At 52.6% G+C, this 14,388-nt stretch carries 16 protein-coding genes and 1 pseudogene; 7 read left to right on the top strand and 10 right to left on the bottom strand.

From position 1 onward, the window contains the following. The first annotated feature begins 67 nt into the window (after positions 1-67). On the top strand, positions 68-1,666 hold the full coding sequence (locus tag ACQG19_RS14570; protein WP_246932668.1) for an EAL domain-containing protein: 1,599 nt from the start codon (positions 68-70) through the stop codon (positions 1,664-1,666). Between the two features lie 6 nt (positions 1,667-1,672). Here the strand turns inward: ACQG19_RS14570 and yoaE are convergent, their stop codons facing one another. Beyond that, positions 1,673-3,232 carry a CNNM family cation transport protein YoaE gene (gene yoaE / locus ACQG19_RS14575; protein WP_013096133.1) on the bottom strand — a complete coding sequence of 520 codons (1,560 nt, stop codon included), beginning with the start codon at positions 3,230-3,232 and terminating at the stop codon, positions 1,673-1,675. Beyond that, a complete protein-coding gene (locus tag ACQG19_RS14580; protein ID WP_071843273.1) occupies positions 3,220-3,429 on the bottom strand; it encodes a protein YoaL in 210 nt (69 codons plus the stop codon). Before ACQG19_RS14580 ends, yoaE begins: the two co-directional genes overlap by 13 nt. A 264-nt stretch (positions 3,430-3,693) precedes the next feature. Here ACQG19_RS14580 and manX point away from each other — a divergent pair, with 264 nt between their 5' ends. From manX to mntP, 5 genes are all read left to right on the top strand, one after another. Further along, on the top strand, positions 3,694-4,659 hold the full coding sequence (gene manX / locus ACQG19_RS14585; protein WP_095450774.1) for a PTS mannose transporter subunit IIAB: 966 nt from the start codon (positions 3,694-3,696) through the stop codon (positions 4,657-4,659). Positions 4,660-4,706: 47 nt separating this feature from the next. Further along, positions 4,707-5,507, top strand: coding sequence for a PTS mannose transporter subunit IIC (gene manY, locus ACQG19_RS14590; protein ID WP_003859914.1), 801 nt, complete (start codon positions 4,707-4,709; stop codon positions 5,505-5,507). Between the two features lie 12 nt (positions 5,508-5,519). Beyond that, complete coding sequence (locus ACQG19_RS14595) at positions 5,520-6,371, top strand: PTS mannose transporter subunit IID (protein WP_006175979.1); 852 nt, start codon at positions 5,520-5,522, stop codon at positions 6,369-6,371. Positions 6,372-6,425: 54 nt separating this feature from the next. Then, complete coding sequence (locus ACQG19_RS14600; protein WP_129327375.1) at positions 6,426-6,884, top strand: DUF986 family protein; 459 nt, start codon at positions 6,426-6,428, stop codon at positions 6,882-6,884. Positions 6,885-7,280: 396 nt separating this feature from the next. Beyond that, positions 7,281-7,847 (top strand): manganese efflux pump MntP, encoded by a 567-nt coding sequence (gene mntP, locus ACQG19_RS14605; RefSeq protein WP_013096130.1) that lies wholly within the window; start codon positions 7,281-7,283, stop codon positions 7,845-7,847. Here the strand turns inward: mntP and rlmA are convergent. The 7 genes and pseudogenes from rlmA to mgrB all read right to left on the bottom strand — a co-directional run bounded on the left by rlmA (position 7,844) and on the right by mgrB (position 13,077). Continuing rightward, positions 7,844-8,659: a 23S rRNA (guanine(745)-N(1))-methyltransferase gene (gene rlmA / locus ACQG19_RS14610; protein ID WP_129327374.1), complete on the bottom strand. Its 816-nt coding sequence runs from the start codon at positions 8,657-8,659 to the stop codon at positions 7,844-7,846. The two genes, mntP and rlmA, sit on opposite strands and share 4 nt — an antisense overlap. A gap of 67 nt (positions 8,660-8,726) precedes the next feature. Next, entirely contained in the window at positions 8,727-10,433 is a 1,707-nt protein-coding gene (gene ftsI / locus ACQG19_RS14615; RefSeq protein ID WP_072193823.1) for a peptidoglycan glycosyltransferase FtsI, read from the bottom strand. 230 nt (positions 10,434-10,663) lie between these two features. Beyond that, positions 10,664-10,873 (bottom strand): transcription antiterminator/RNA stability regulator CspE, encoded by a 210-nt coding sequence (cspE, locus tag ACQG19_RS14620; RefSeq protein ID WP_001062678.1) that lies wholly within the window; start codon positions 10,871-10,873, stop codon positions 10,664-10,666. A 12-nt stretch (positions 10,874-10,885) separates the two neighbouring features. Then, positions 10,886-11,030 (bottom strand): annotated as a pseudogene (locus ACQG19_RS14625) (DUF2627 domain-containing protein). A gap of 525 nt (positions 11,031-11,555) precedes the next feature. After that, positions 11,556-12,545, bottom strand: a complete 990-nt coding sequence (locus tag ACQG19_RS14630) for an MBL fold metallo-hydrolase (protein ID WP_075203482.1) — start codon at positions 12,543-12,545, stop codon at positions 11,556-11,558. A 23-nt stretch (positions 12,546-12,568) separates the two neighbouring features. Next, positions 12,569-12,859 carry a YebO family protein gene (locus tag ACQG19_RS14635; protein ID WP_023620462.1) on the bottom strand — a complete coding sequence of 97 codons (291 nt, stop codon included), beginning with the start codon at positions 12,857-12,859 and terminating at the stop codon, positions 12,569-12,571. 74 nt (positions 12,860-12,933) lie between these two features. Next, a complete protein-coding gene (mgrB, locus tag ACQG19_RS14640) occupies positions 12,934-13,077 on the bottom strand; it encodes a PhoP/PhoQ regulator MgrB (RefSeq protein ID WP_013096124.1) in 144 nt (47 codons plus the stop codon). Between the two features lie 159 nt (positions 13,078-13,236). Between mgrB and ACQG19_RS14645 the strand changes: the two genes are divergently transcribed. Then, positions 13,237-13,476 carry a YobH family protein gene (locus tag ACQG19_RS14645; RefSeq protein WP_013096123.1) on the top strand — a complete coding sequence of 80 codons (240 nt, stop codon included), beginning with the start codon at positions 13,237-13,239 and terminating at the stop codon, positions 13,474-13,476. Between the two features lie 66 nt (positions 13,477-13,542). Here the strand turns inward: ACQG19_RS14645 and kdgR are convergent, their stop codons facing one another. Then, positions 13,543-14,334: a DNA-binding transcriptional regulator KdgR gene (gene kdgR, locus ACQG19_RS14650; RefSeq protein ID WP_013096122.1), complete on the bottom strand. Its 792-nt coding sequence runs from the start codon at positions 14,332-14,334 to the stop codon at positions 13,543-13,545. Positions 14,335-14,388: the final 54 nt, after the last annotated feature.

The raw sequence follows: 14,388 nt of genomic DNA on the forward strand, positions 1-14,388 counted from the left end.
CTTTCCCCACTACACTTTCACTGTTGCGTCTGGCTTTTGGGGCTGGAGGTGTATCAGGCGACCGTTCATGCAAACCGCACAAACGATCATTAAAAACTATCGCCGAAAACGCGTTATCGTCTGCGTGACGGTTGCGCTCCTTACGCTCATCCTGACGTTGGGCATTCGATTTATTTCACAGCGCAATGTTAATCAACAACGCATTGTCGATTTCGCCAGCCATACCGTTCGCTCACTTGAAAACGTCCTGCTTTCTCTGGATAACCGCCGACCGGAGTTGTTGGGTCTTGTCGGCCAGCCGTGCCCGCAGGCGCATCTGACTCTACGTAAGCAGGCCGCCATTTTACAGACCGTCCGCTCGATTACCCTGATTAAAGAGGGGATCCTCTACTGCTCCAGTATTTTTGGCAGTCGCGCCGTCCCGGTTCATGAATTATTTCCCGAACTGCCGTCAGGTCTGCCAAAACTGATTTTATCGACCGATAAGTGGCTGCTTAAAGGCAGCCCTATTCTTATCCAGTGGCACCCGACGTCACAACGCGGTGAAGAGGGGGTGATGGAGGTGATCAATATCGATCTCATCACCAGAATGATCCTTGAGCCGCCCCGCCCGCTTATCACTGACGTGGCGTTAACCGTGGGAGATCGCTCTTTACGCTACGGTCAAGGTATTACCGACGCGCTGAAGTTTAATGAGGCTGACTCGCGAATAGAGGAAGTCTCTACACGCTTTCCATTTACCATCACGGTCAGTGGGCCGGGTCCTGGCGCGCTGGCACTTAAAAGCCTGCCGGCACAGCTGCCGCTGGGGTTAATGCTGAGCCTGGTTCTGGGGTATCTGGCCTGGCTGGCCACAGCAAACCGGATGAGCTTCACGTGGGAAATCGATATGGGGATTGCGGCGCGGGAATTTGAGCTGTTCTGTCAGCCGCTGGTGAATGCCCGTACGCAGGAGTGTATCGGCGTGGAAATTCTTCTGCGCTGGAACAACCCGCGTCAGGGTTGGATCTCCCCGGAAGTGTTCATCCCCCTGGCAGAAGAACATAACCTGATTGTTCCCCTGACGTGCTACGTGATTGCCGAGACGGTACGCCAGATAGGCTATTTCCCCTCCCACCCGGGCTTTCACATCGGTATTAACGTGGCGGCCAGCCACTTCCGTCACGCCGTGCTACTTCAGGATTTGAACCGTTACTGGTTCAGTGCAAACCCGAGCCAGCGGCTGGTTATCGAACTTACCGAGCGTGACGCGCTGGTCGATGCAGATTATCGCATCGTGCGCGAGCTGCATCGCAAAGGGGTCAAACTGGCTATCGACGATTTTGGTACCGGGAACAGTTCGCTCTCCTGGCTTGAAAAGCTTCATCCTGACGTACTGAAAATCGACCAGTCCTTTACCACCGCCATTGGAACCGATGCCGTGAACTCAACGGTGACAGATATCATTATTGCGCTGGGTCAGCGGCTGAATATTGAGCTGGTTGCGGAAGGGGTCGAAACGGAGGAGCAGGCGCGCTACTTACGCCGACACGGTGTTCATACTCTGCAGGGGTATTTCTATGCGCGGCCGATGCCGCTGCGGGATTTTCCACAATGGCTGGCGGAGAGTTCACCTCCGCCAGCGCATCATAACGGGCACATCGTGCCCTTAATGCCGTTGCGTTAAGAAGCGTTACTCATCTTCGTCGTGCACGGATTGCTCTTTAACAATACGCACCATATCAACGCGATAGTCGTTGGCTTCAACAATGGTAATGCTCAACGGGGGCAGTTCGATCACATCCCCCACGCGCGGGATCTGCCCGTTTACGGCGATGACTAGACCGGCCACGGTGGCAATGTCTTCTTCATCGTTGACCACGTTTTCCAGCCCCAGCGTATGCGAAAGCGCGTGCAGGTCAGTGGTACCTTTCACCAGCCAGCCTTCACCATCGGCCACGATTTCCGGTGTTTCGTCCTCATCCGGGAACTCACCGGCAATGGCTTCAAGCACGTCCAGCGGCGTGACCAGCCCCTGCACCACACCGAACTCGTTGGTGACAATCACGAAGCTGCCGCGGGCACGGCGCAGAACGCCAAGCAGGTTGATGGGGTCCAGCGTTTCCGGTACCACGATAGCCGGTGAGGCGGCGGCGATGGCTTCGACGTCAACGCCCTCTTCCAGCGCGACCAGCATCTCTTTGGCACGCACGACACCGATGATCTCATCCAGCTCACCACGACACACCGGGAACAGGCTGTGCGGTGAAGAGAGCAGCTGCTGACGAATTTCATCAACGCTCAACCGGGAATCTACCCAGCTGATCTCGCCGCGTGGGGTCATGATGCCGCGTAGTGAACGGGAGGCCAGGGAGAGAACGCCGTTAATCATATAACGCTCTTCTTCCACAAATGCCCCTTCCGGCACCGGAACCGGGTTACGGTTCTCGGTGTCACTCTGCACATTCACCTGACGGCGACCGCCCATCAGGCGCAGGATGGCATCCGCGGTACGGGCACGCAACGGCTGATTGGACTGCTGCTTAATAAAGTTACGGCGTGCAATCTGGTTAAACAGTTCGATCAGGATCGAGAAGCCAATCGCGGCATACAGATAACCTTTCGGAATATGGAAACCGAAACCTTCCGCAACGAGGCTCAGACCGATCATCAGCAGGAAGCTCAGACACAGCACCACGACCGTCGGATGTTGGTTCACAAAGCGGGTCAGCGGTTTAGACGCCAGCAGCATAACCGCCATGGCGATAACCACCGCCGCCATCATCACCGGGAGATGGTTCACCATACCCACCGCTGTGATCACCGCATCAAGCGAGAAGACAGCATCCAGCACCACGATCTGCAGCACCACAACCCAGAAGCTGGCATAGCCTTTGCCATGTCCATCGTCGTGCTGACGGTTCTCCAGCCGCTCATGCAGCTCCGTCGTTGCTTTAAAGAGCAGGAATATCCCCCCGAGCAGCATGATCAAATCGCGGCCAGAGAAGGTGAAATCCATGACGGTAAAGAGCGGTTTTGTCAGGGTGACCATCCACGAGATCACGGACAGCAGCGCCAGACGCATAACCAGCGCCAGCGAGAGGCCGATCAGACGCGCTTTATCACGCTGTTTTGGCGGCAGTTTGTCCGCGAGGATGGCAATAAACACCAGGTTATCAATGCCGAGAACGATCTCCAGCACCACCAGCGTGAGCAATCCCACCCAGATTGACGGGTCCATTAAGAATTCCATGACAAGCTCCTGCTAAAGGAATGACGAAACGGTGCCCCACTCAATGTGGGCAAAACAGCGGTAAACAGAGTCGATACGTGGCGAGGATCGCCGGTGAAAAAGGCGCGAAGTGGCCTGATAGATGACTGACGTCGGTGACGGTCCATATAGTGGGCTGTAGCCCTATACTCCTGATCAATTAAACGGAGGCTAAACATATCAGAGACATTACGTTTTTAGCAAAGATTTACGTTCCTTTGCAAAAACGTGAAAAGGCAGAATTTGTGTTGAGTAATTTCTGATTTTCGAAACCTAAATTACGGATCTTCATCACATAAATTATTTTTTCACTATCTAAAATAATTCGCGTAAGTCTGAGCTTTTTTAACTCTAACCCTTATCTGAATCGATTCGGTTCGCCAATACGATTCTCAGTACGTCTGCCTGGCAGAGGTATTAATGATAATAAAAGGAGGTAGCAAGTGACCATTGCTATTGTCATAGGCACACATGGTTGGGCTGCAGAGCAGCTACTCAAAACAGCAGAGATGCTGTTGGGCGAGCAGGAAAACGTCGGCTGGATCGATTTCGTTCCCGGTGAAAACGCCGAGACGCTGATTGAGAAATACACGGCTCAACTGTCGAAGCTGGATACCAGCAAAGGCGTGCTGTTTCTCGTTGATACATGGGGCGGCAGCCCGTTCAACGCTGCCAGCCGCATTGTCGTCGATAAAGAGCACTATGAAGTTGTCGCCGGGGTCAATATCCCGATGCTGGTGGAAACCTTCATGGCACGCGACGACAATCCGGCTTTTGATGAGCTGGTTGCCCTGGCGGTCGAAACCGGTCGCGAAGGCGTGAAAGCGCTGAAGGCACAGCCGGTTGAGAAACCCGCACCGGCGGCTGCCGCGGTACCGAGAGCCGCTGCCCCCGCAAAACCGATGGGCCCGAACGATTACATGGTGATTGGCCTTGCGCGCATCGATGACCGTTTAATTCACGGCCAGGTGGCAACGCGCTGGACCAAAGAGACCAACGTTCAACGTATTATCGTGGTCAGTGACGAAGTGGCCGCCGACACGGTGCGTAAAACCCTCCTCACCCAGGTTGCTCCTCCGGGCGTTACCGCACACGTGGTGGATGTCGCCAAGATGATCCGCGTCTATAACAACCCGAAATATGCCGGTGAACGCGTGATGCTTCTGTTCACTAACCCGACAGACGTCGAGCGCATTGTTGAAGGCGGCGTGAAAATCACCTCCGTGAACATTGGTGGTATGGCTTTCCGTCAGGGCAAAACGCAGGTCAACAACGCGATTTCAGTCGATGCGAAGGATATCGAGGCATTTAACAAGTTGAATGCTCGCGGTATTGAACTGGAAGCCCGTAAGGTTTCCACGGACCCGAAACTGAAAATGATGGATTTGATCGGCAAAGTTGGGAAATAAGCCCGCGCCGGTTTTTCACATAAAGATTATGCAATAGGAGAAGTACAATGGAGATTACCACTCTTCAGATTGTGCTGGTGTTCATCGTCGCGTGTATTGCGGGTATGGAATCCGTACTTGATGAATTTCAGTTCCACCGCCCTCTGGTGGCCTGTACGTTGATTGGCGCCGTTCTCGGTGATATGAAAACCGGTATCATCATCGGTGGTACCCTGGAAATGATCGCCCTTGGCTGGATGAACATCGGTGCGGCGGTTGCGCCCGATGCCGCGCTGGCGTCCATTATTTCAACCGTGTTGGTCATTGCCGGTCATCAAAGCATCGGTGCCGGTATCGCTCTGGCAATTCCGCTGGCCGCCGCAGGCCAGGTACTGACCATTATCGTTCGTACTATCACCGTGGCTTTCCAGCACGCGGCGGATAAGGCGGCCGAAAACGGCAACCTCACGGCGCTCTCCTGGATCCACGTCTCGTCCCTGTTCCTGCAGGCGATGCGTATCGCTATTCCTGCCGTTATCGTCGCTATCTCCGTAGGCACCAGCGAAGTTCAGGGCATGCTCAACGCCATCCCTGAAGTGGTCACCAGCGGTCTGAACATCGCCGGTGGTATGATCGTGGTGGTTGGTTATGCGATGGTCATCAACATGATGCGCGCAGGCTACCTGATGCCATTCTTCTACCTGGGCTTCGTAACCGCGGCGTTCACCAACTTCAACCTGGTTGCTCTGGGTGTGATTGGTGCGGTAATGGCAATTCTCTACATCCAGCTCAGCCCGAAATATAACCGCGTTGCAGGTGCCCCAGCGCAGGCTGCTGGTAATAACGATCTCGATAACGAACTGGACTAACAGGTGAGCGAAATGGTTGATATGACTAAAACTACCCCTGAGAAGAAACTCACTCCGGGTGATATTCGTGGCGTGTTCATCCGTTCTAACCTGTTTCAGGGTTCATGGAACTTCGAACGTATGCAGGCCCTGGGCTTCTGCTTCTCCATGGTACCGGCGATCAAACGCCTCTACCCGGAGAACAACGAAGCACGTCGCCAGGCGATTAAGCGTCACCTGGAATTCTTTAACACCCATCCTTACGTAGCGGCACCGGTACTGGGCGTTACCCTGGCGATGGAAGAGCAGCGTGCAAACGGCGCAGAGATCGACGATGGTGCCATCAACGGTATTAAAGTCGGTCTGATGGGTCCGCTGGCAGGCGTAGGTGACCCGATCTTCTGGGGTACCGTTCGTCCGGTCTTTGCAGCGCTGGGCGCGGGTATCGCGATGAGCGGCAGCCTGCTCGGTCCACTGCTGTTTTTCATCCTGTTCAATGCGGTGCGTCTGCTGACCCGTTACTACGGCGTGGCGTACGGTTACCGTAAAGGGGTGGATATCGTTAAAGATATGGGCGGCGGCTTCCTGCAAAAACTGACAGAGGGGGCGTCAATCCTCGGCCTGTTTGTGATGGGGGCGCTGGTTAACAAGTGGACGCACGTGAACATCCCGCTGGTGGTTTCAACCATCACCGGACAGGATGGGCAAACCCGTGTGACCACCGTGCAGACCATCCTTGACCAGCTGATGCCTGGCCTGGTGCCGCTGCTGTTGACCTTCGCCTGTATGTGGCTGCTGCGTAAGAAAGTGAACCCGCTGTGGATCATCGTTGGCTTCTTCGTCATCGGTATCGCGGGCTACGCTGTTGGTCTGTTGGGCCTGTAAAGCTTTATGTTATACGCCGGGGGCTTGCCCCCGGTTTTTTTATCTGGAGGATGAATGACTGTCACGGACACCGTACTGGTTTTGTTTATTGTTGCCCTTCTGGCTTACGCGATCTATGACGAGTTCATTATGCCTCGCCGCCACGGCGAGACGCTGCTGACCCTTCCCCTCTTACGCCGTGGACGCATTGATGCGTTTATCTTCGCCGGTCTGGTGGTCATCCTGATTTACAATAACGTGACCAGCCATGGTGCAATATTAACCACATGGTTATTATGTGCGCTGGCATTAATGGCGATTTACCTGTTCTGGATCCGTTCGCCAAAAATCATTTTTAAAAAACACGGGTTCTTCTTTGCCAATGTCTGGATAGAATATAACCGCATTAAAGAGATGAATTTATCTGAAGACGGGGTGCTGGTGATGCAATTAGAACAGCGCCGCCTGCTCATTCGGGTCAAAAATATAGATGACCTGGAAAAGATATACAAATTACTCATTAAAACTCAATAAGTTATATTTATAGCGTCGGCTATATTCCGTGTTAACGTTGCTCACGAAATATAGCCATAGCTATATTCCATTCTTTTTATCCTTCCTATTTTTTAACGCTATTTTTACGAATAAATCTAAATGAAAATCGTTATCAACAAGATAATAAAATAATACCCCCGCTGTTGTTGTTTTATATTCTCAAAATATGTTAAGGTTGCGCCCGTCGTTGGGGAGTAGCTAATTTCCTGTACTCAGGAAATGTACGTGTCAACATACTCGTTGAAAAACGTGGCGCGTACGGATCGTTTTCTGCACATCATTGTGCGACGGTCAGGCGAGACCATAGATACATCAACTGCTGTTTACTGGGGGCAGTGATGTGTCATATGGATATCTCCCGGTCTGGACGCTTGTATGAACATCTCCGCCACCATTCTTCTCGCTTTCGGCATGTCCATGGATGCTTTTGCTGCTTCCATCGGAAAAGGTGCCACACTCCATAAACCAAAATTTTCTGAAGCGCTGCGCACAGGTCTGATTTTCGGTGCTATCGAAACCCTGACGCCGCTTATCGGCTGGGGCCTGGGTATGCTGGCCAGCCAGTTTGTACTGGAGTGGAACCACTGGATTGCGTTTGTGCTGCTGGTTTTTCTCGGCGGACGAATGGTGATTGAAGGATTCCGTGGCAACAGCGATGAAGATGAAGAGCCTCAGCACCGCCACGGGTTCTGGCTGCTGGTCACCACCGCAATTGCCACCAGCCTTGACGCGATGGCCGTCGGTGTTGGTCTTGCCTTCCTGCAGGTGAATATCATTGCCACCGCGCTGGCCATTGGTTGCGCCACACTGATTATGTCCACCCTGGGCATGATGGTTGGCCGTTTTATCGGCCCGCTGCTGGGTAAGCGAGCCGAGATCCTGGGCGGGATCGTGTTAATCGGTATTGGTGCCCAGATACTCTGGGCACACTTCGCGGGTTAACCTTCGCGCTGCCAGCAGTGGATGCTGAAATCCGTCTGGCAGCGAAACGTGGCCTGTGCAGCCAGCGTCTCCCGGACAGACGGTTTTGCCCGCCAGGCAAACGGCGTCATTTGCAGTAACGCCACGGCTTCATCCCCTGTCAGATCCATCTCATATGCTACGGTTTCTTCCTGCCTGAGCACAAAACCAGCCAGTTGTTCTGAATGGGGAGCATGCAGGCGAACCTCGTCATAAATCAGCCCTTTCAGCTCCATCAAATGACGTGGTCCAGGCGTGACGGTTATCACCCACCCGCCGGGTTTCACCACCCGGGCCAGCTCTTCTGCCTTACAGGGAGCATAAATACGCACAACGGCATCCATGCTGGCATCTTCAAACGGCAGCCGGTGGCTTGAGGCCACGCAGAACATCACCCCCGCGTAGCGTTTTGCCGCTGCGCGGATCGCCGCTTTCGACACGTCCAGACCCGTCGTCTGCGCGCCCTTCCCGGCGGCAATTTCGGCAAACCTTGCAGTGTAATACCCTTCACCACAGCCGATATCCAGCAGAGCGGAGGCACTCTGCGTCAGCGTGTGGTCCAGCAGCTGCGCGACACTCTCCCTTAGCGGCTTGTAATGTCCGGCATCCAGAAAGGCACGTCGCGCCTGCATCATCTCTGCGCTGTCGCCCGGATCGCGGGAGCGTTTATGCTGTACCGGCAGAAGATTCACATACCCCTCTTTCGCCATATCAAACTGATGTCCCTGCGGACACGCATAACTTTTCTCAGAACGCGTCAGGCGCGCGTGACAAAGGGGGCAACTGAAGGGCATGACAACTCCGGGGCATAAATCAAAGGGCGAAGTGTACCGCTATTCGCCCCGTTATAAAACGCCAGGGTTAACGCATGACGATAAGGTGGCCGGAATCAGCCGGCAAGCCATCCGGTTTCACGTTCTCCAGGCGCAGCACATTCCCCATGATCTCACTGAATACGGGCGCTGAAACGGCACCACCATAATAGGCACCGTTCTGCGGATCGTTTATGACTACCACCAGCGCAAAACGCGGGTCGCTGGCAGGCGCAACGCCTGCGGTATAGGCGACATACTTATCGACGTACTTGCCACTGTCATCAATCTTCTTCGCCGTACCGGTTTTGACCGCCACCCGGTAATCCCGTACGGCGGCCTTCACTCCTCCACCGCCCGGAAGCGCCACGCTTTCCATCATGTGTTCCACTTCATGGGCAATCTCTTCTGGCATGACTCTGTGGCCTATCACCGGCGGATCGATACGGGTGATCGAGAGCGGGCGCTCAAGCCCATACCCGCCAATGGTGGCGTAGACATGGGCCAGCTGAAGGGGCGTAACCATCAGGCCGTAGCCGAAGGCAAAGGTTGCCCTGTCGAGTTGACTCCAGAATTTACGCTGCGGCAGTAACCCTGAGCTTTCGCCCGTTAAACCCAGCCCGGTATTGGTGCCAAAGCCAAAGTTCCGGTAGGTATCGATAAGATGCTGGATGGGCATCGCCAGAGAGAGACGGGATACACCGGTGTCGCTCGATTTTTGCAGGATCCCGGTCATCGTCAGTTCCGGGTAGTAACCCACATCACGGATACGGTGACCGTCAAGAGTATACGGATGGGTATCAATGACGCTGTCAGGTTGCACCAGCCCCTGCTGCAATGCCGTCATCAGAACCAGCGGCTTAACGGTGGAGCCGGGTTCGAAGGTATCGCTAATGGCACGATTACGAAAATCGTTTAACGTTGCACCTTCACGGTTGTTCGGGTTGAAATCGGGATAGCTCGCCATGGCGAGTATTTCCCCTGTGGGGATATTGATCAGGACCGATGCACCCGACTCGGCTTTATTCCAGGCAACCGCATTATCAAGCGCGTCCTCGGTGATGGTTTGCAGACGCTCGTCAATGCTCAACTGGATATTATGCGCAGGAACGGGCGCCACTTCGGTCAGGTTTTCCACCACGCGTCCATAGCGGTCCTCCCTCACCTGCCGGACCCCGGCCTTCCCCATAAGCTGCGCGTTGAAGCTCTTCTCTACGCCTTCAATCCCCTGACCATCAATATTGGTAAAACCGATAAGGTTTGCGGCCACATGGCCTGCCGGATAAAAACGCCGGGACTCATCGCGCAGGTTGATGCCCGGCAAATTGAGTTTATCGATCCACTGCGCCTGAGCAGGATCCACCTGACGGGCAAGGTAAATGAAGCGCCCCTGTGGATTGCTGTTAATACGCGATGCCAGCGTGCTGAGGGAGAGATGCAGCGCACTGGCCAGCGCCTGCCAGCGGTCATCAAACCCAACCCCACCTTTTGCCAGCACCGTTTTGGGGTCGGCCCACACGGCCCTGACGGGCACACTCACCGCCAGCGGACGGCCTTCACGATCCATGATCATGCCACGCGGTGCATCAATCGCCACCTCACGCAGCGATCGCATATCTTCCTGTTTTACCAGATTGTCAGGTTTAATAATCTGCAGCCAGGCAACGCGTCCCAGTAAAAATGCCAGGCTGCAAAAAATAGCAAAACAGAGCAGAGCAAAACGTGCCGGGGTGAAACTGCCGGCACTCGGTATCATTTTCTTCTTCACCTGAACCCCAGGGCTGTTGAACAACGCCCTGATTTAACGGGAAAAGCCGCTGTGGAGGGGGGAAAACAGTGCTAATAATCTCGTAGCTTTGCAACAAGTTACTAACAGAGACAGGGATGGTAATATTTTGAAAGATAAGGCATATAAAAAAGCCCCGCGTTTGCGAGGCTTTATGTCTGAGATTGAAGTGCTACGCGCTTCAGTCAGCAGCGGTTCGATCAGATAGCAGTTACGTTAACTGCAGCTGGGCCTTTCTGGCCGTCCTGAATTTCGAACTCAACGTTCTGGCCTTCAGCCAGAGTTTTGAAGCCGTTACCCTGGATTGCAGAGAAGTGTACGAACACGTCTTTGCTGCCGTCAGCAGGAGTAATGAAACCAAAACCTTTAGACTCGTTGAACCACTTAACTTGACCTTTAATCTTTGCCATTTGCAAAATTCCTTAGAGTGTTTTCTTAGCCCGCAGGCATTGACTGAGATAAAACTGAGACATTACTGCTTGAGGCACTAATATAAGGTTCGGCAGAGAAGCAGTATTCAACGACAACGTGTTTACTCAGGACTTCTTTACTGAAAATGCCACACATAAACAGAACTGTACCTCGTTTGACCCAAAACGTGTTATCACACACTATGTTTAATATGGCAAGCCATTTTTAAACATGTCTCGATCCGCCGCACAAATTCGAACACAGCCTGTAAGGATTTGCACATTTATGCTTACCGCATACAAACCAGTCCTCGTCCTTATACAGACTCAACGTCGCTTTCACACCCGCTGTAATCAAAGACTTTTTTAACATAGCTCAATCATTACAATGCGTCCAGCAACCCACGAAAGAAAGCCGGAAACAGTGATTGATTTAGAACATTTTGTGAAAAGTTATGCTCAAATCATTGTAACGCAACTGTATTGTTACAAAGAAAATACACAGCTAATAAGCCCGGCCAAACTGTGTTAAAAATCACCAGATAATAAAAACGTTATGCACCAAAATAATGAAATTTTTATGACTCTGCCTCAAAAGAAGGCAAGCAAAACGTTTCGATAAAAATAAAACATTAGATAGTGGCTTTAATAGCAGAATATATGCAACAAATCATCGCTTCGCTTACAAGGATAAATATTCACCAATTTTCAGTATCCTGAAGGAATTATTAACCGGTGCTAAATTAACAAGCGCGTCAGTTAACTCTCTGACAGGTTCATCAAGTGATTCATCCGCCAGTTCAAACACGCCCCAGTGAATGGGAAAAGCTAAGGGACTCCCCAGTTGCTGCCACAATGCGACGGCAGATTGCGGATCCATATGGTGTACCGCCATGAACCATCTTGGTGCATAGGCGCCAATGGGCAACGCGGCGGCGTCGATTTTGCCCAATCGTTCCGGGATCAAAAGCAGCTCCGGAGAGTAACCCGTATCGCCGCTAAACCAGAAACGGCGGTGTCGTCCCTCAAAGACCCAGCCACACCACAGAGAGCGATTGCGGTTCCAGAATGTTCGCATGCTCCAGTGCTGTGCCGGAACGGCGGTCAGGGTTATCCCCTGCCAGGTGATACTCTGCCACCAGTCGAGCTCAACGATGCGCCTTGCTCCCCGGCGGCGAAACCACTGTGCAAGTCCTAACGGCACGAAGAAACTGACGTCGGGAAAGCGCTTCAGGATACGGCGAACGGTCGCGTCATCAAGGTGATCGTAATGATTGTGGGAGATAACCACTGCATCAAGCTGCGTGAGTTGTTCCACTGAGAGAGCGGGAGGCGTTCTGCGCAGGGGGCCCAGGAACGGTACGGGAGAGGCGCGTCGGGAAAACACCGGGTCGGTGAGAAGAGTATTGCCGTCCATTTGCAGCAGCATACTCGCATGCCCCAGCCACCATACCCCATCTTCATGAGGTTGATTAAGCGACACGGGCTGCCACCACTGGCGGATAAAGTCGTCATAACCGAGCGCAGGAGGTTTGGGCAAACCGGCTTCTTTACGCGCTTTACGCCAGCGCTCAAGGTCGCCGGGCTGATGCCCAACGGGACAGGTATTCTGAAAACCGTTCGGCGTGTGATGCTTCAGGGAGGCGTCATACCAGGGATTTTTCCAGACCACAACTACCTCCCAGGTCAGAAAGATTAACGCTCTGCCACCAGACGGATGAAGTCGTCTTTGTCGTCGCTCTCTTCCGCAGCAGCTTCTTTCGCCGTTTCTTTCTCTTCCGGTTCGTTAGCCTCACACAGACGGCGTAACAGCGCATTCTGACGCTTTTGCTGATCGAGCAGCGCTTCCAGCAGTTCGATCTGCTCGTTCGTCCGGGAGCTCGCACGGTTCACGAAAAACCAGATCACAAGTCCCACCAGCAAAACAACGACAGAAACCATCAGGGATGCCATATTCAGCAGCCCTGAATTCAGTAACTCACCCATTTCACCACCTCAATAAAAACACGCATTTTACCACTGGCGCGAAGGAAGGAAATCACCTTAAGAAAAAATGCCTGTTACCACGGAATAAACTTATTGATTGCGCAAACGCCGCTAAAAAACTGTACATCCTGATCGCACATCACATTGATCGTCTGCGTCCACAACACCACGCATGCAATCAGCACGATAACCAGAATTACCCAGCGTATTTTTTTCACTCCACACTCCGTCTTAACACCTGTTGCATACAGGTTATCACGGTTATCTTAAACAAGGACTAACTGTAACGCCTGTAAGCCCTTTTCAGAATCATGCACTTGTTTCATAGAGTAAACCGTTTAGTCTTGAGGCATGACAACAAAGATAAAGAGGCAATGATGCATTTAATCATTCGAACAATTATTGCACTGGCCGTAGTATGGATTGGCCTTTTATTAACCGGATATGGCGTGCTTGTGGGGAGCACCGAAAACGCAGCTGGATTAGGTATCCAGTGTAAATACCTGACTGCCCAGGGAATGAGCACCGCCCAGTACCTGCATTCTGATAGCGGGATCATCGGGTTAACCAACTGCCCGGTCCTGCGTAAAACTTCCGTCGTCATTGATAACGGTTAATTACCCTTTTTTACGACCGATAAAAAACGCCGCAATGTCTGCGGCGTTTTTTTATGCTGAGAGGGGTTAAAACGGATACGCGTTATAGCCCATCTGCTCAGAAATCTTACGCGCGGCGGTATGAAGAATAGCAACATACTCATGCAGACGTTCTTCTGAGAAGCGCAGCGTCGGGAAGGAGATACTCAAGCCCGCAATCACCACACCAAAGCGGTCAAATACCGGCACACCAATGCAGCGCAGCCCTTCTTCCTGCTCTTCGTTATCTTCGCCATAGCCCTGCTCACGTACCTTATCAAGCACCGTCAGCAGTTCGTCCGTGCTGGTGATGGTACGCTGGGTACTGCGTTTGTACTCCACCCCATCCAGAATCTGCTTCACTTCTTCACGGTCGCGCCAGGCCAGCAGAACTTTGCCGATAGCCGTGCTGTATAACGGATTGCGACGCCCGATGCGAGAGTACATGCGCAGGTTATACATAGAGTCAATTTTATGGATGTAAACAATGCTGTCTTCATCCAGAGCACCCAGGTGAATGGTTTCTTTGGTCAGACGAGAGAGCTCACGCATCTGGATATCTGCACTACGCACCAGGTCAACGTTTTGCAGCGCACGGGCACCTAATTCGAACAGTTTCAGCGTCAGAGAATATTTTTCAGACTCGCCTTCCTGCGCGACATACCCCAGTGACTTCATGGTTTGCAAAAAGCGATAAACGGTGCTTTTCGACATCATCACACGCTGCGACAATTCTGTAATACCAATTTCACGCTCTTCTCCGAGCGCCTGCAGGATGCCAAACACCTTCAGCACGGAAGAAACAGAATCGGGTTGTTTATCCAAATCTGCAATTGCCATTCATCACCTCATAGAGAGTGTTTTATAAAAATCAGAACCGGTTTTTATTATAAA

The sequence above is a fragment of the Enterobacter cloacae complex sp. 277I4 genome (genome assembly GCF_050031465.1).
GTDB classification, from domain to species: domain Bacteria; phylum Pseudomonadota; class Gammaproteobacteria; order Enterobacterales; family Enterobacteriaceae; genus Enterobacter; species Enterobacter cloacae.

Coding starts and splice junctions, on each gene's coding strand:
- ACQG19_RS14570 (WP_246932668.1), top strand. CDS start 68: ATGCAAACCGCACAAACGATCATTAAAAACTATCGCCGAAAACGCGTT.
- yoaE (WP_013096133.1), bottom strand. CDS start 3,232: ATGGAATTCTTAATGGACCCGTCAATCTGGGTGGGATTGCTCACGCTG.
- ACQG19_RS14580 (WP_071843273.1), bottom strand. CDS start 3,429: ATGTTTAGCCTCCGTTTAATTGATCAGGAGTATAGGGCTACAGCCCAC.
- manY (WP_003859914.1), top strand. CDS start 4,707: ATGGAGATTACCACTCTTCAGATTGTGCTGGTGTTCATCGTCGCGTGT.
- ACQG19_RS14595 (WP_006175979.1), top strand. CDS start 5,520: ATGGTTGATATGACTAAAACTACCCCTGAGAAGAAACTCACTCCGGGT.
- ACQG19_RS14600 (WP_129327375.1), top strand. CDS start 6,426: ATGACTGTCACGGACACCGTACTGGTTTTGTTTATTGTTGCCCTTCTG.
- mntP (WP_013096130.1), top strand. CDS start 7,281: ATGAACATCTCCGCCACCATTCTTCTCGCTTTCGGCATGTCCATGGAT.
- rlmA (WP_129327374.1), bottom strand. CDS start 8,659: ATGCCCTTCAGTTGCCCCCTTTGTCACGCGCGCCTGACGCGTTCTGAG.
- ftsI (WP_072193823.1), bottom strand. CDS start 10,433: ATGATACCGAGTGCCGGCAGTTTCACCCCGGCACGTTTTGCTCTGCTC.
- cspE (WP_001062678.1), bottom strand. CDS start 10,873: ATGGCAAAGATTAAAGGTCAAGTTAAGTGGTTCAACGAGTCTAAAGGT.
- ACQG19_RS14635 (WP_023620462.1), bottom strand. CDS start 12,859: ATGGGTGAGTTACTGAATTCAGGGCTGCTGAATATGGCATCCCTGATG.
- ACQG19_RS14645 (WP_013096123.1), top strand. CDS start 13,237: ATGCATTTAATCATTCGAACAATTATTGCACTGGCCGTAGTATGGATT.
- kdgR (WP_013096122.1), bottom strand. CDS start 14,334: ATGGCAATTGCAGATTTGGATAAACAACCCGATTCTGTTTCTTCCGTG.